Source organism: Streptomyces sp. NPDC021115 (genome assembly GCF_044333065.1).
GTDB lineage: Bacteria > Actinomycetota > Actinomycetes > Streptomycetales > Streptomycetaceae > Streptomyces.
The window spans coordinates 882061-897156 of sequence record NZ_JBIRQF010000002.1; the positions used below are offsets into that span (position 1 = coordinate 882061).

Below are 15096 nucleotides of genomic sequence, written 5' to 3' on the forward strand. Positions count from 1 at the left end.
CGATTCAAGAAAGCTAATCGCGCAGGTCGGTGCGCGTCAAGAAGTGGTACGAACCAGAGCCCGCGGCGTACACCGCGCAGCCGTCGGCCAGCCGCAGGAACCGGGCGCCGCGCTGGGTCACGTCGGATTCGCGGCGCGCGGGCACCCAGATCTCGGCGGTGGTGTTGACCGGTACCGAGACCGCGAGCGTGAATTCGCCGTCCCGCTGTGACCAGCGGGTGGCGATCGGCCCGTAGGGGGAGTCATGGCGGCCCTCGGCGGACCGCACCTCGCCGCCGGGGCGGGGCCGGATCAGGATGCGGCGGAAGCCGGGGGCGGCGGGGGTGATGCCGGTGATGTTCTGGTACATCCACTCGCCGACCGAGCCGTAGGCGTAGTGGTTGAAGGAGTTCATCCCGACGTCCTGGAAGCCGCCGTCCGGCTTGATGGAGTCCCAGCGCTCCCACATCGTGGTCGAGCCCCGGTCGATCTGGTACCCCCAGGAGGGGAAGGTGCGCTGCTGGAGGAGGCGGTGGGCGAGGTCGGTGTGGCCGGTGGCGGTGAGCGTCGGGAGCAGCCGCGGGGTGCCGAGGAAGCCGGTGGACAGGTGTCCGTCGCGGGCCTCGATCAGGGCGACGAGGCGGTCGGCCGCCGGGCGGCGCAGGGCGGTGGGCAGCAGGTCCATGGAGAGCGCCAGGACGTAACCCGTCTGGGTGTCGCCCTTGATCCTGCCGTCGGCGGAGACGTACGCGGCGGTGAAGGCTTTCTTGACGCGGGCCAGCAGGTCCTCGTAGCGGGCCGGGGCCTCGCCGAGGACGTGTGCCGTGCGGGCGACGAGGTCGGTGGCGTGCGCGAAGTAGGCGGTGCCGATGACGTCCTTGGGGGTCTCGGCGTCCACGTTGAGCCAGTCGCCGTAGCCCTCGGCGGGGCGCAGCAGGTCCGAGCTGTGCTTCTCCAGGTACGCGATCCAGTCGCGCATGGCGGCCCAGTTCTCGCGCAGCACCCGGGTGTCGCCGTACGCCCGGTACAGGTTCCAGGGGACGGTCACCCCGGCGTCGCCCCACCCCGCGGTGCCGCTGCCGAGGCCGCTGACGACCGGCGCCACATCGGGGAAGGCGCCGTCCGCGCCCTGCCCGTCGCGCAGGTCCTGAAGCCATTTGGTGAGGAACCGGGCCGACTCCATGGTGTACGCGGCGGTGCCGGAGAAGACGTTGATGTCCCCGGTCCAGCCGAGCCGTTCGTCGCGGGCCGGGGTGTCGGTGGGGACGGACAGGAAGTTGCCGCGCTGGCCCCAGGTGATGTTGGAGTGGAGCCGGTTGAGCATCGGCACGTCGGTGCGGAAGGACATGGTGAACGGGGCGGCGGTGTGCATGACCCGGCCGGTCACCGCGGCGAGGGGTGGTGTGCCGGGGTAGCCGGTGACCTCGACGTAGCGGAAGCCGTGGAAGGTGAAGCGCGGTTCGTAGGTCTCGGTGCCACCGCCCTTCAGGGTGTACGTGTCGACGGGGTGGGCGGTGCGCAGATTGGCGGTGTACGCGGTGCCGTCGGGGTTCAGCACCTCGGCGTGGCGGATCCGGACCGTGTGCCCGGCCGGCCCAGAGACCGTGAGGCGGACGCTGCCGACCATGTTCTGGCCCAGGTCGAAGAGGTGGACGCCGGGGGCGGGTTCGGTGCGTTTGACCGGGGTGAGTTCGCGTTCCACCCGGGTCGGCGCGTCGACCTGGGCCACCACCTCGGTGGTGATGTTCTCGGCGGTGGTGGCGGGCCGCCATCCGGTGTCGTCGAAGCCAGGTGAGGTCCAGCCCGGGGTCTCCAGGCGGGCGTCGTACGCCTCGCCCATCAGCAGGTCGGCGGCCACTAGCGGGCCGGTGGCGGCGCGCCACTCGGGGTCGGTGGTGACGCGCTCGGTACTGCCGTCGGTGTACGTGACCTCCAGCTGGGCGAGCAGCGCGGGGTGGGTGCCGTACTGGTGCTGGCCGAGCCAGGCGACGTTTCCGGCGTACCAGCCGGGGGCGAGGGTCACGCCGAGGGCGTTGGCGCCGCGCCGCAGCGCGTGGGTGACGTCGTACGTCTGGTACTGCACGCGCCTTCGGTAGTCGGTCCAGCCCGGGGTCAGCTGGTCATGGCCGACGCGGACGCCGTTGAGGCGGGCCTCGTAGAGGCCGAGCGCCGTGGCGTACAGCCGGGCGCGGGCGACGGGCTTGCCCGCGAGCGTGAAGGTGCGGCGCAGCTGGGCGGGCGACTCCTGCGGCAGCACCTTGCCCCATGGCCCGCTGCCCCAGGGGGCCAGCTCCTTGGCGTCTGCCCAGTCGCTGTCGTCGTGGCCGGGGGAGGTCCAGGTGGCGGGCGGCTTCTTGTCGGTCGTCCGCCAGGTGGCATCCGTGTGGTGGTGGGTGGTGCCGTCCTCGGTGGTCAGCTCCAGGGTGGCCAGCAGACCGGCCGGGCCCTGCTCGGCGTTGGTGGCCGCGACCGCGAGCGTGGCCGCTCCCCGGCGCAGGTGCTCGGTGACGTCGACGGTGACCGGGTGGGCCCACGCCTTGGCCACGCCCAGCGCCTCGCGGGTGGCGACCTCGGTGCCGTCCACGTGGGCGGTGAAGCCGTCGTCGGCCGCCACGACCAGGCGGGCGCGGCGTACGGTGCCGGTGGCCCGGACGGTGGTGCGGAACCAGCGGGTGGCCACCGGGGCGTCGGCGGCCGGGTCGCCTTCGGGGAACCAGATCCAGGCGGCGCCGTCCAGTCGCGGCGGCGCGGTCACCTCGGTGGGCGCGGTGATCCAGCGCGCCTGCCACTGCTCCGCGCCGAGCAGTCCGGTCTCCCACCAGTCGGGGGCGGACCACGGGGAGGGGCGGCCGCGGTCGTCCCAGACGCGCACGGACCAGTGGTAGCGGGTGCGGGGACGCAGGGCAGGGCCGTCGAAGTCGACCAGGACCGATCGGCTCGACGTCCGCTTGCCGCTGTCCCAGACGTCCGGGTCGCCGAGCCGGTCCGGGGAGGTGGCGACCCGGACGCGGTAGGCGCTCTGCGACTGGTCGCGGGCGTCGGATTCGAGGATCCAGCTCAGCCGGGGGTGGGGTGCGTCCAGGCCGAGCGGATGGGTGGCGTACTCGACCGTGGTGCTCCGGATCCGCAGTCCCGCGGTGGGGCGGGCCTCCGCGGCGGCGGTCGGGGTGAGGGCGGGCAGACCCGTGAGGGCCGTACCGGTGGCAGCGGTGGTGGCGAGCAGGTGGCGTCTGCTGATCACGGGCTTCCTCCAGGAACGGCTGGATGAAAACGATTCAATCGAACAGGCGCCTGGACCGTAGGGGCGATGGCCGGGGTGCGTCAAGTGGTCGCGCAGGTACGGGATTTACCTGCCGCGCACCCCCTTGACGGGTGCATGGCTCGGAGCTAGCTTCCCGGAATCCAGATTGAAACATTTCATTCGTGTGCTTCAGGAGAATCCGTGAGCCAGTCTGTTCCGGTCCTCGCCCTCAAGGGGGTGAACAAGTCCTTCGGCGCCGTACGGGCCCTCCGGGACGTCTCGCTGGAGCTCTTCGCCGGTGAGGCGCACGCCCTGGCCGGGGAGAACGGCGCGGGCAAGTCGACGCTGATCAAGGCGCTGGCCGGAGTGCACCGGCCGGACTCCGGCGAGGTGCTGCTGGACGGTGAACCGGTGGTCTTCCACGGTCCCGCCGACGCCCGTGACGTGGGCATCGCCGTGATCTACCAGGAGCCGACGCTCTTCCCCGATCTGTCGATCGCCGAGAACATCTTCATGGGCCGTCAGCCCCGGCGGCCGTTCGGCCGGATCGACCACAAGGCGGTGCGCGCGTCGACGGCCGGTCTGATGGCGCGGCTCGGGGTCGACCTCGACCCGGACCGGCCGGCGCGCGGGCTGTCCATCGCGGACCAGCAGATCGTGGAGATCGCCAAGGCGCTCTCCTTCGACGCCCGCGTACTGATCATGGACGAGCCGACGGCGGCGCTGACCGGCAGCGAGACCGCCCGGCTCTTCGCGGTGGTCGAGGCGCTGCGCGCGGAGGGCGCCGCGGTGCTGTTCATCTCGCACCGGCTGGAGGAGATCTTCGAGCTGTGCCAGCGGGTCACCACGCTCCGGGACGGGCGCTGGGTGGCGTCCGAGCCGCTGGACGGGGTGACGCACGACGATCTCGTACGCCGCATGGTCGGCCGGGACCTGGACGAGCTGTATCCCAAGCAGCCGACCCGGGTCGGCGAGACCGCGCTGTCGGTGCGCAGGCTGACCCGCGAGGGCGTCTTCCGGGACGTGTCGTTCGACGTGCGGCGCGGGGAGATCGTCGCGCTCGCGGGGCTGGTCGGCGCCGGGCGCAGCGAGGTCGCGCAGGCCGTCTTCGGGGTGGACCGGGCGGACGCGGGCGAGGTGCGGGTGGACGGCACGGTGCTGCGGCCCGGTTCGCCGACCGCCGCCATGGATGCCGGGCTCGCGCTGGTGCCCGAGGACCGGCGCCAGCGCGGCCTGGTCATGGAGATGTCCATCGAACGCAACATCGGGCTGACCGGCCTCGACCGGCTGGGCCGCGCGGGCATGGTGAAGCGGGCGCTGGAGCGCGGGCGGGCGTCGGACTGGGCGGTGCGGCTCCAGCTGAAGTACGGCAGCCTGGGCGACCACGTCGGGGTGCTCTCCGGCGGCAATCAGCAGAAGGTCGTGCTGGCGAAGTGGCTGGCCACCGACCCGGCGGTGCTCATCGTGGACGAGCCGACGCGCGGCATCGACGTCGGCACGAAGGCCGAGGTGCACCGGCTGCTGTCGTCGCTGGCCGCCGACGGGCTCGCGGTGCTGATGATCTCCTCCGATCTGCCCGAGGTGCTCGGCATGGCCGACCGGGTGCTGGTGATGCACGAGGGGCGGCTGGTGGCCGAGATCCCGCGCGCCGAGGCCACCGAGGAGTCGGTGATGGCCGCGGCGACGGGGCTCAAAGGGAGGGTGGCATGACGGTCACGGTCGAGAAACCCGCACCGGCGCCGGACACGGAACGCTCGGCGCGCTCGCTGGTCGACGCCGTCTTCCGGGCGCGGGAGATCAGCATCGCGGGCGCGCTGGTGCTGCTGGTGCTGTTCACCTGGGTCGCCGAGCCCCGCTTCCTGAACGACCAGGGCATCAAGGACCTGTTGCTGAACGCCGCGATCCTGGTGCTGCTCGCGGTCGGGCAGTCCGTCGTGGTCATCACCCGCAACATCGACCTGTCGGTGGGGTCCGTGGTGGGCCTGTCCGCCTTCGCCTGCGGGAAGTTCGTCTCGGGGACGGACCACGGGGCGCTGACGGTGCTGCTGCTCGGCGTCGTCGTCGGCGCGGTCTGCGGCCTCGTCAGCGGGTCGCTCGTCAGCTTCGGCCGGGTGCCCGCGCTGGTGGTCACCCTCGGGATGCTCTACATCATCCAGGGCCTCGACTACTGGTGGGCGCAAGGCGAGCAGATCAACGCCGCCGATGTGCCGCAGCCCGTGCTGGACCTGGGCAGCGGCAGCGTGCTGGGCATCCCGTATCTGCCGATGATCTCCGCGACGGTGCTCGCGGGGTGCGCGTACTTCCTGCGGACGTACCGCAGCGGCCGGGAGCTGTACGCCATCGGCTCCAGCCCCGAGGCCGCGCGGCTCGCCGGGGTGCCGATCCGGCGCCGGGTGCTCGGCGCGTACCTCTTCTCCGGCGCCGTCTCCGGCTTCGCGGGGGCGCTGTGGCTGGCCCGCTTCGGGACCGTCGTCGCGGACAACGCCCACGGCTGGGAGCTGACCGTGGTCAGCGCGGTGGTGGTCGGCGGCGTCGCCATCGTCGGCGGCACCGGCACGGTGTGGGGCGCGGCGCTGGGCGCGCTGCTGCTCACCACCATCGGCAGCGCGCTGGCCGTGCTGAAGGTCGACTCCTTCTGGGCGGACGCCATCGCGGGCGCGCTGCTGCTCGCCGCCATCAGCGTGGACCGGATCGTGAACGTGCGCATGACCCGTGCGCTGAGGAAGAGGAGCGCCCGATGAAGCTGAGGTGGGACACCGCGGTCGGGGTGCTGCTGGTGGCCGTCTTCGTCACCGGGCTCGGTGCGACGGACGGCTTCGCGAGCCGCGACAACCTCGCCTTCGCCTTCAACGACATCGTCGAGGTCGCGCTGATGGCGCTGCCGATGACGCTGCTGGTGGTGGCCGGGCAGGTCGATCTGTCGGTGGCCTCGATGCTCGGTCTGTCCAGCGCGCTGACCGGTGAACTGTGGGACAAGGGCTGGGCGTTCGAGACCATCGTGCCCCTCGTGCTGCTGGTCGGCGTGGCGGGCGGGCTGCTCAACGGCTGGCTGGTCACCCGCGTCGGACTGCCGTCGCTCGCCGTCACCATCGGCACCCTCGCGCTGTACCGGGGGCTGGCCTCGGTGGTGCTCGGCTCGAACGCCATCACCGACTTCCCGGAGACGTACGCGAAGTGGGCGGTCGACACCACCACCGTGCCCGGGACCTTCCTCACCTATCCGGTGGCGCTGTTCATCGTGCTGGCCGTCGTCGCCGCCGTGGTGCTGCACTCCACCGGGCTCGGCCGGTCGCTGTTCGCGATCGGCGCCCAGGAGGACGCCGCGTACTTCGCGGGCATCCGCGTCAAGCGGATCAAGCTGCTGCTGTTCGTCGTGGCGGGCCTCGTCTCGGCCTTCGCCGGGGTGGTGTTCACCCTGCGGTACGGGAGTGCCCGCGCCGACAACGGCCAGGGCTTCGAGATGCTCGTCATCGCTTCCGTCCTGCTGGGCGGGATCGACTTCGACGGCGGCAAGGGGACGCTGTTCGGCGCGGTCGCCGGGGTGCTGCTCATCGGCGTGCTGAAGAACCTGCTGACCCTGGGCGACGTGGCCAACGAGGTCCAGGTGATCGTCACCGGGCTGCTGCTGGTGGCCTCCGTCCTCACTCCCCGCATGATCGCCACGGTGAGCGCCTGGCGTCAGCGGCGCGCCGCCGCCCCGACCAGCTGACCCATCCACGCACCGCGAAAGGTCTCTTCATGTCCCTCCCGTCGCCCACCACCCTCAAACGAGGCGCTGCGCGCCACAGCCACATTTCGAGCCGCCGCCGCGCCGTCGCCACCGCCGCCGCGGTCTGTGCCCTCGCCGTCACGCTCGCGGGCTGCGGCGGCACGACCAAGAAGGACACCGACAACGGCGGCCCCGCCAAGAGCGACGCCAAGGCCGACCCGGACGCCCCGCTGAAGAAGGGCCTGAAGCTCGCCTTCCTGCCCAAGCAGATCAACAACCCGTACCTGAAGATCCTGGACACCTCCGGGATCGCCGCCGCCGCGGACTTCGGCGGCAAGGGCAAGGAGGTCGGCCCGTCCGACGCCAGCGCCTCCTCCCAGGTCTCGTACATCAACACCCTGATCCAGCAGCGGCAGGACGCCATCCTCATCGCCGCCAACGACCCCAACGCGGTGTGCGGCCCGCTCAAGCAGGCCATGAAGAAGAACATCAAGGTCGTCGCGTACGACTCGGACACCGCCCCGGCCTGCCGCCAGGTGTTCATCAACCAGGCCAGCTCGGAGGAGATCGGCCGCAGCCAGGTCCAGCACCTGGCGAAGCAACTCGACTACAAGGGCGAGATCGCGATCCTCTCGGCCACCCAGAACGCGACCAACCAGAACACCTGGATCGGCTTCATGAAGGACGAGCTGAAGAAGCCCGCCTACAAGAACATGAAGCTGGTCAAGACGGTGTACGGGGACGACGACGACCAGAAGTCGTTCCAGGAGACCCAGGGCCTGCTGAAGGCGTACCCCAAGCTCAAGGGCATCATCTCGCCCACCACGGTCGGCATCGCCGCGGCCGCCCGCTACATCAGCGACTCCTCGTACAAGGGCAAGGTCGTGCTGAACGGCCTCGGCACGCCGAACCAGATGCGCAAGTACGTCAAGGACGGCACGGTCGAGCAGTTCGCGCTGTGGGACCCCAAGAAGCTCGGGTACCTGGGCTCGTACGCCGCCGCCGCGCTCGCCTCCGGGCAGATCACCGGGGCCGAGGGGGAGCAGTTCAAGGCCGGGAAGCTCGGCGAGTACACGGTCGGCAAGAAGGGCGAGGTCATCCTCGGCCCTCCCACCGTCTTCGACAAGTCCAACATCGACAAGTACGACTTCTGAGGCGGCCGGTGATGCAGCGTGTGTGTTTTCTGCTGAAGGTCCGCCAGGAGCGGCTGGCCGAGTACCGCGAGCGGCACGCGGCCGTGTGGCCGGAGATGCTGGAGGCGCTGTCCGAGGCCGGGTGGCACAACTACTCGCTCTTCCTGCGGGAGGACGGGCTTCTCGTCGGCTATCTGGAGACAGAGGACTTCGCGGCGGCACAGGCCGCGATGGCCGCGACCGACGTCAACGCGCGGTGGCAGGCGGAGATGGCGGACTTCTTTGAGGCATTGGACGGCGCCAAGCCGGATGAGGCCATGGCACCGCTCACCGAAGTGTTCCACCTCGCCTAGGACACGGAGACATACGCATATGAGACCCCTGGCCGTCGCCGCCCTGGCCACCGCCCTCCTCACCGCCGCCGTCCCGGCCGGAAGCGCCACCGCCGCGACCACCGCGGCCCCCGGCCCGGCGGTCAGCAAGGTCGCCGACACCCAGCTCGACCCGAAGGCCATCTTTTTCGAGTCGTACAACGGCCTGGTGAACAACAACGCGTTCCAGAAGAACGGGCTGCTCACCTACAAGGGCTACCAGTACGCCGTCTGGTACACCGGCGACCGCACCACCGTCATCGGCCGCCGCGCGCTGGGCGGGGCGGAGTGGCAGACCGTCCGGTTGGCGCATCAGCTCACCGCCGACGACTCCCACAACGTGATCTCCATGGGGATCTCGCGCGTCGACGGCCGCCTGCACCTCAACATGGACTCCCACAGCAGCGGCTTCTTCTATGTGAAGTCGGTGGCCGGGCTGCTGGACGACCCCGCCGGACACCCCTGGAACAGCGCCCAGTTCGGCGCCGTGCAGACCACCCTCGACGGGCTCGCGCTCACCTCCCAGTTCACGTATCCGCAGTTCGTGGCCACCCCCGAGGGCCGTCTCCAGCTCAGCTACCGCGTCGGGGTCTCCGGCAACGGGCGCAACGCGCTGGCCGAGTACGACGGCACCAAGTGGACCGCGCTCGGCGAATGGTCCGCGTCCACGGGGACGTACACCAGCGAGCACGGCTCCAGCACCGCCCGCAACATGTATCTGCACGGCATCGACTACGGCTCGGACGGCCGCTTGCACGCCTTCTACACCTGGCGCGAGCAGAACAACGCGGTGATGTGCAATGCCGGTGGCCTCACCAACCACGACACCGGCTACGTCTACAGCACCGACCGCGGCCGCACCTGGCGCAACGCGGCGGGCACCGTGGTCGGCACCACCGGCGGCGCCGACAAGGTGACCGTGAACGACACCGGCACGGTCGTCGACCCCCTCAACCCCGACCACTCGCTGATGAACCAGGAGAGCCAGGCCACCGACTCCGCCGGGCGCCCGCACGCCGTCATCAGCTATGTCCCCGGCCGCTTCGGCCAGTGCACCACCGACTACGTGGCCGACCGCACCGCAAACGGCCGCGCCTTCCACCTCTTCAAGAACGCCGCGGGCGCCTGGAAGAAGACCGAGATCCCGGTCGCCCTCAACTCCAGCCAGCGCACCCATCTGGCCTTCGACAAGTACGACAACGCCTACGCCGTCATGCCGTACGGCCGCATCGTCGCCGCGTCCAGCGCCTCGGGCTACACCGACTGGAAGACACTCTTCGACGGCAGCGGGCTGAACGCCTTCGGCGAGGTCGTCGTGGACGACACCCGCCTCGCCCAGGACGGCGTGCTGTCGTTCATGTACCAGCGGAAGTCGAGCGGCACCACGCCCTCGGCCCTCCGGGTCATCGACTTCCGGCTGCCGTCCTGACGGGCGTGGGCATCAAGGAGGTGGCGAAGGAGGCCGGGGTCTCGGTCGGCACGGTCTCCAACGTCATCAACCGCCCGGATTCGGTGTCCGAGGCGACCCGGGCCCGGGTTCTGTCCACCATCGAGCGGCTGGGCTACGTCCGCAGCGAGTCGGCGCGCCAGCTGCGCGCGGGCCACAGCCGCATCGTCGGGCTGCTGGTGCTCGACATGGCGAACCCGTTCTTCGTGGACGTGGCGGGCGGCGCCGAGCGCGCCGCCCGCGATGCGGGCCTCGGGGTGATGGTGTGCAACAGCGCGCAGAGCGCCCGGGAGGAGGCCGACTACCTGGGGCTCTTCACCGAGCAGCGGGTACGCGGCGTCCTCGTCACCCCTGCCGATGCCACCGGCCGCAACCTGGAGAACTTCCGCCGCCACGGCATCCCGTTCGTCTACGTGGACCGCGAGGTGCCCAGCTCCGAGGGGTGCTCGGTGTCGGTGGACGACATCGAGGGCGGCACGCTCGCCGCCCGCCACCTCCTCGCCCAGGGGCACCGCACGGTGGCGTACGTCAGCGGCCCGATGCACCTCGCCCAGTGCCGCGACCGCCGCACCGGCGCGCTGAACGCCCTGCGCGAGGAGGGCGTCGCCGAGGCCGCGCTGCGCCATGTGGAGGTGGAGCGGCTGGACGTGGCGGCGGGCCGTGACGCCGGTGCCCGGCTGCTGGGCATCTCCCCGCGGCCGACGGCGGTGTTCTGCGCGAACGACCTGCTGGCCCTGGGCGTGCTCCAGGCGCTGTACGCGGCGGGGGTGTCGGTGCCGGGCGAGGTGGCGCTGGTGGGGTACGACGACATCGAGTTCGCGGCGGCCGCGGCGGTGCCGCTGACCTCGGTGCGCCGCCCCGCGTTCCGGATGGGTCGTACGGCGGCCGAGCTGCTGATCGACGAGACGGGCGAGGGATCGGATGACCATCGCCATCAACGCATCGTGCTGCGACCCGAGCTCGTCGTCCGTGGATCGAGCATGACCGGGCTACGAGGCTGACCACTGGGTTTTTCGGTATCCATTGACAGCTTCGGCGGGCTGAGTACATTCCACCATGGTCTGCACCTTTCACAGGAATACATCGGATCTCCTTGAAGCAATCACCCCGATATGCGAAGGAGAAGGAAGAGTGAGAAAACTCCCCGCATCAGCGGTGTTCGTGCTCGCCGTCGTACTCGGACCGGCCCAGGTGTCCACGGTGGCCGCCGCTCCCGCCGCTCCCGCCGCACCCTCCCGGGCCGCCACCTTCGACGTCAAGGACTACGGGGCCAAGGCCGACGGGTCCACCAACGACACCGGAGCGATCGAGAAGGCCGTCAACGCGGCGGCCGCCGCCGGAGGCGGGACCGTCACGTTCCCATCCGGGCAGTACAAGTCCAAGAACACGGTCCATCTGAAGAGCAACGTCACCCTTCAGCTCGACGCCGGTGCCACCATCCTCGGCTCCAGCGCGGACACCTATGACAAGCCCGAGTCCAACCCGAACGACGGCTACCAGGACTACGGGCACAGCCACTTCCACAACGCCATGTTCTACGGCGACAAGCTCACCAACATCGGCTTCACCGGCTCCGGAGCGATCGACGGTGCCGGCAACCTCATCACCGGCAACCCGGATTCCGGCGAGGCGGACAAGATCATCTCGCTGACCCGCTGCAAGGGCCTCACCCTCAGCGGGATCACCCTGCGCCGCGGCGGCCACTTCGCCGCGCTGATCAACGGCTGCGACGACGTCACCTCCGACCACCTCACGATCGACACCGCGAGCGACCGCGACGGCTGGAACGTCATCAGCACCACCAACGCCACCATCACGAACGCGAACATCGCCGCCAATGACGACGCGCTCGTCTTCAAGAGCGACTACGCCCTCGGCGCCAAGCTCCCCAACGGGCATGTGAAGGTCCGCGACACCAAGCTCTCCGCGGAGTGCTGCAACGCCCTGATGTTCGGCTCCGAGACCTGCGGCGACTTCACCGACTACGACTTCCAGGGCATCACCATCAACGGCGCGGACAAGTCCGGGCTCGGCATGGTGTCCATGGACGGCGGGGACATCTCCGACGTCCACTACCGCGACATCACCATGCGAGACGTCCACTCGCCGATCATGCAGAAGATCGGTACCAGAAAACGCTGCGGAAACAACCCGGGCGTCGGCCACATCAGCGACATCACCTACGACAACATCACCGGCACCGGCAACAGCCCCTCCTTCAGCCCCACCCTGTGGGGCGAGTCGGGAAGCAACCACATCAGCGACGTCACCTTCACCGGCGTCGACCTGACCGTGCCCGGCGGCAACGACACCATGTCCACCGGCGTCCCCAGCAACGACGCCAAGGACTACAACCCGAAGAGCATCGGGACCCGCCCCGCCTTCGGCTGGTACCTCCACAACGCCGATCGCGTCACCTTCACCGACAGCTCGGTGCGGTTCGCGAAGGACGACGGCCGTCCGGCGGTCATCGCCAACAGCGGCAGCGGACTGCGCTTCGACCACTTCACCGCGCAGCGCGGCGACGACAGCCCCGCCGACCTCATGTTCCAGAACGTCAGCGGCTACTGCCAGACCGGCGGCGCGAACACCTCCGGCGGCGCCCTGCGTGTCAGCGCCTCCGGCTCCACCCAGAACTGCTCGTAGACCGGTCCACCGACCGGCCGGCCCGCCGCGTGGTGCGCACCCGCGGCGGGGTGGAGGAAATCCGTGCCGTTCACGCCATAGCATGGGTCCCGCGGCCGAGGTGGGCTGCGGGAAGGCGGAGGCCGAGGTCGTGGGGCGCATGGTGGGGATCAAGGACGTCGCGCGGCAGGCGGGAGTGTCCGTCGGCACCGTCTCGAACGTGATCAACCGACCGGAGATGGTCGCCGAGGCCACCCGCGACCGGGTGCAGGCCGCGATCGAGCGGCTGGGCTACGTACGCAGCGAATCCGCGCGCCAGCTGCGCGCCGGGCGCAGCCGGATCATCTCGCTGCTGGTCCTCGACATGGCGAACCCCTTCTTCGTGGACGTGGCCAGCGGCGCCGAGCGCGCCGCGCGCGACGCGGGGCTCGGCGTCATGGTGTGCAACAGCGCGCAGAGCGCCGACGAGGAGGCCGACTACCTCTCCCTCTTCGCCGAGCACCGGGTGCGCGGAGTCCTGGTGACCCCCGCCGACGCCACCGGCGGCAACCTGGAGAACTTCCGCCGCCACGACATCCCCTTCGTCCTCGTGGACCGTGAGGTGCCCAGTTCCGAGGGGTGCTCGGTGTCGGTGGACGACATCGAGGGCGGCGCGCTCGCCGCCCGCCACCTCATCGCCCAGGGACACCGCGGGCTGCTGTACGTCAGCGGCCCGATGCAGCTGCCGCAGTGCCAGGACCGCCGCGCCGGGGCGCTCGCCGCGCTCGCCGAGGAGGGCCTGCCGCCGGAGGCGCTGCTGCACATCGAAGCCGAGCGGCTGGACGTGGCGGCGGGCCGTGACGCCGGTGCCCGGTTGCTGGGCATCTCGCCCCGGCCGACCGCGGTGTTCTGCGCGAACGACCTGCTGGCGCTCGGCGTGCTCCAGGCGCTCTTCGCGGCCGGGGTGTCGGTGCCGGGCGAGGTGGCGCTGGTCGGCTACGACGACATCGAGTTCGCGGCGGCCGCTGCCGTGCCGCTGACCTCGGTGCGGCAGCCCGCGTTCCGGATGGGCCGTACGGCCGCCGAGTTGCTGATCGAGGAGACGGGCGAGGACACCGACGTCCACCGCCACCAGCGGATCGTCCTCCAGCCGGAGCTGGTCGTACGGGACTCCACGCTGGCGGCGAAGCCGGGCGCGTAGGCCGCGGGCTGTTCCCCGGGCGGCTTCGCCACGGAACCTGGCTCGGCGCCGATCGGGGGCGTGAGGTGCTTGCGTGTCAGATCGCCGGGTAGGCGCCAGTTACGCCGCCGATGCGCGCACTGCGCCCGAAGGAGAAACTGTCTATGCCACAAGTCGAACCGATCACCAGGAACCCGGACAAAGGCTATGTAGCGCTTCTTGGCTGGAGTCTCAATGCGGTGGAAGCCCTCGATCGGTTCGACCGGCGATACGTCGTCGTGGCGCCGGAGTGGGCCGAGGAGTACTGCGTCGACCACGACATCCCCTACCTGCCGTGGAATTTCGAACGGCTCAACGACCGCTCCCTGGAGATCGCCGAGACCCTTCGGAACGAGGGCGTCGACGTCGCGATCCCGCTGTTCGAGGAAACGGTTGAATGGGCGGGGGCGATCAACTCCGTTCTGCTGGACAACCCGCGTCTGTACGGTCAGTCCATGCTGCTGCGGGACAAGGCGCTGATGAAGCGCCGCGCGCAACTCGGCGGCATCCGGGTCGGAATATTCGAGGAAGCCCACGACCGGGACGATGTGATCCGCTTCCTCAAGCGCGTCAATCAGACCCTGCTCAAGCTGGACGGCGACCCGAACGACCCGATCCATGTCAAGGCGTTCGACAAAGCAGGATGCCTCGGGCACCGCGTCATCCGCACCCCGGACGAGATCGACACGATTCCGGATGAGGAGTTCCCGGTCCTCATGGAATCCCACCTCGACGGCTGGGAGTTCGCGGTCGAGGCGTGGATACACAACGGAAAGATCAAGTTCCTCAACATCTCCGAATACGTCACACTGGGCTATTCGGTGTTCGTGCCGGCAACCCCGGAACTGGAGCGGTACCGCCCGCAGATCACGGCGCAGATCGAGAAGCTCATCAAGACGTTCGACATCGAGTTCGGCTTCGTGCACCCAGAGTATTTCGTCACCAGCGACGGCGAGATGTACTTCGGTGAGGTAGCCTACCGCCCGCCGGGATTCAAGGTGTTCGAGCTACTGGAGCGGACATACGGGTTCAACGCCTACCATGCACTGGTGCTGGCCTTCGATCCGAAGACGACCGAGGAGGAGATCGACGCCTTCTTCCCGCGCGAGGTGGTCGACGCGTCCGGGGTCGCCGGATGCTTCGGCGTCTACCCGCGCCGCCGTGTCGTCAGCGACCTGGAGATCCCGCAGGAGACCGAGGACGACGACTACTACGAGTCGCACGACCTCTCGACGCCGCTCGAGGAGACTGTCACCAAGAGGACCGCGTTCGGCACCCACTGGGGCCTGGTGTACTTCTTCGGTGATGACCCCTACCGGATGCGCGACCTGTTGAAGAAGCAGGAAGAGCTCGACTTCTACGTCTGACGGCCCTGTCGGCGCAGGAGACCTAC

General features: G+C 70.0%; 11 protein-coding genes. 10 read left to right on the top strand and 1 reads right to left on the bottom strand.

Annotated features, from left to right (window positions below):
• Positions 1-13: 13 nt before the first annotated feature.
• Positions 14-3220 carry an alpha-L-rhamnosidase gene (locus ACH4TL_RS09630; RefSeq protein ID WP_398309354.1) on the bottom strand — a complete coding sequence of 1069 codons (3207 nt, stop codon included), beginning with the start codon at positions 3218-3220 and terminating at the stop codon, positions 14-16.
• Between the two features lie 201 nt (positions 3221-3421).
• Here ACH4TL_RS09630 and ACH4TL_RS09635 point away from each other — a divergent pair, with 201 nt between their 5' ends.
• The 10 genes from ACH4TL_RS09635 to ACH4TL_RS09680 all read left to right on the top strand — a co-directional run bounded on the left by ACH4TL_RS09635 (position 3422) and on the right by ACH4TL_RS09680 (position 15070).
• On the top strand, positions 3422-4930 hold the full coding sequence (locus tag ACH4TL_RS09635; protein ID WP_398309351.1) for a sugar ABC transporter ATP-binding protein: 1509 nt from the start codon (positions 3422-3424) through the stop codon (positions 4928-4930).
• On the top strand, positions 4927-5961 hold the full coding sequence (locus ACH4TL_RS09640) for an ABC transporter permease (RefSeq protein WP_398309348.1): 1035 nt from the start codon (positions 4927-4929) through the stop codon (positions 5959-5961). The genes ACH4TL_RS09635 and ACH4TL_RS09640 overlap by 4 nt, the downstream gene beginning before the upstream one ends.
• A complete protein-coding gene (locus ACH4TL_RS09645; protein WP_398309345.1) occupies positions 5958-6929 on the top strand; it encodes an ABC transporter permease in 972 nt (323 codons plus the stop codon). Before ACH4TL_RS09640 ends, ACH4TL_RS09645 begins: the two co-directional genes overlap by 4 nt.
• Positions 6930-6958: 29 nt before the next feature.
• Positions 6959-8083 carry a rhamnose ABC transporter substrate-binding protein gene (gene rhaS / locus ACH4TL_RS09650; RefSeq protein WP_398309342.1) on the top strand — a complete coding sequence of 375 codons (1125 nt, stop codon included), beginning with the start codon at positions 6959-6961 and terminating at the stop codon, positions 8081-8083.
• A gap of 11 nt (positions 8084-8094) precedes the next feature.
• Entirely contained in the window at positions 8095-8415 is a 321-nt protein-coding gene (locus ACH4TL_RS09655; protein WP_398309339.1) for an L-rhamnose mutarotase, read from the top strand.
• A 19-nt stretch (positions 8416-8434) separates the two neighbouring features.
• Positions 8435-9862: a BNR repeat-containing protein gene (locus ACH4TL_RS09660; protein ID WP_398309336.1), complete on the top strand. Its 1428-nt coding sequence runs from the start codon at positions 8435-8437 to the stop codon at positions 9860-9862.
• Positions 9859-10881, top strand: coding sequence for a LacI family DNA-binding transcriptional regulator (locus ACH4TL_RS09665; protein WP_398311497.1), 1023 nt, complete (start codon positions 9859-9861; stop codon positions 10879-10881). The genes ACH4TL_RS09660 and ACH4TL_RS09665 overlap by 4 nt, the downstream gene beginning before the upstream one ends.
• Before the next feature lie 130 nt (positions 10882-11011).
• Positions 11012-12526 (top strand): glycoside hydrolase family 28 protein, encoded by a 1515-nt coding sequence (locus ACH4TL_RS09670; protein WP_398309333.1) that lies wholly within the window; start codon positions 11012-11014, stop codon positions 12524-12526.
• A 139-nt stretch (positions 12527-12665) separates the two neighbouring features.
• Complete coding sequence (locus tag ACH4TL_RS09675) at positions 12666-13685, top strand: LacI family DNA-binding transcriptional regulator (protein WP_398311494.1); 1020 nt, start codon at positions 12666-12668, stop codon at positions 13683-13685.
• Positions 13686-13828: 143 nt separating this feature from the next.
• On the top strand, positions 13829-15070 hold the full coding sequence (locus tag ACH4TL_RS09680; RefSeq protein WP_398309330.1) for an acetyl-CoA carboxylase biotin carboxylase subunit family protein: 1242 nt from the start codon (positions 13829-13831) through the stop codon (positions 15068-15070).
• Positions 15071-15096: the final 26 nt, after the last annotated feature.

Excerpts from the sequence above, each read along its gene's own strand:
- ACH4TL_RS09640 (WP_398309348.1), top strand. The coding sequence starts at position 4,927 with ATGACGGTCACGGTCGAGAAACCCGCACCGGCGCCGGACACGGAACGC.
- ACH4TL_RS09645 (WP_398309345.1), top strand. The coding sequence starts at position 5,958 with ATGAAGCTGAGGTGGGACACCGCGGTCGGGGTGCTGCTGGTGGCCGTC.
- rhaS (WP_398309342.1), top strand. The coding sequence starts at position 6,959 with ATGTCCCTCCCGTCGCCCACCACCCTCAAACGAGGCGCTGCGCGCCAC.
- ACH4TL_RS09655 (WP_398309339.1), top strand. The coding sequence starts at position 8,095 with ATGCAGCGTGTGTGTTTTCTGCTGAAGGTCCGCCAGGAGCGGCTGGCC.
- ACH4TL_RS09660 (WP_398309336.1), top strand. The coding sequence starts at position 8,435 with ATGAGACCCCTGGCCGTCGCCGCCCTGGCCACCGCCCTCCTCACCGCC.
- ACH4TL_RS09675 (WP_398311494.1), top strand. The coding sequence starts at position 12,666 with ATGGTGGGGATCAAGGACGTCGCGCGGCAGGCGGGAGTGTCCGTCGGC.
- ACH4TL_RS09680 (WP_398309330.1), top strand. The coding sequence starts at position 13,829 with ATGCCACAAGTCGAACCGATCACCAGGAACCCGGACAAAGGCTATGTA.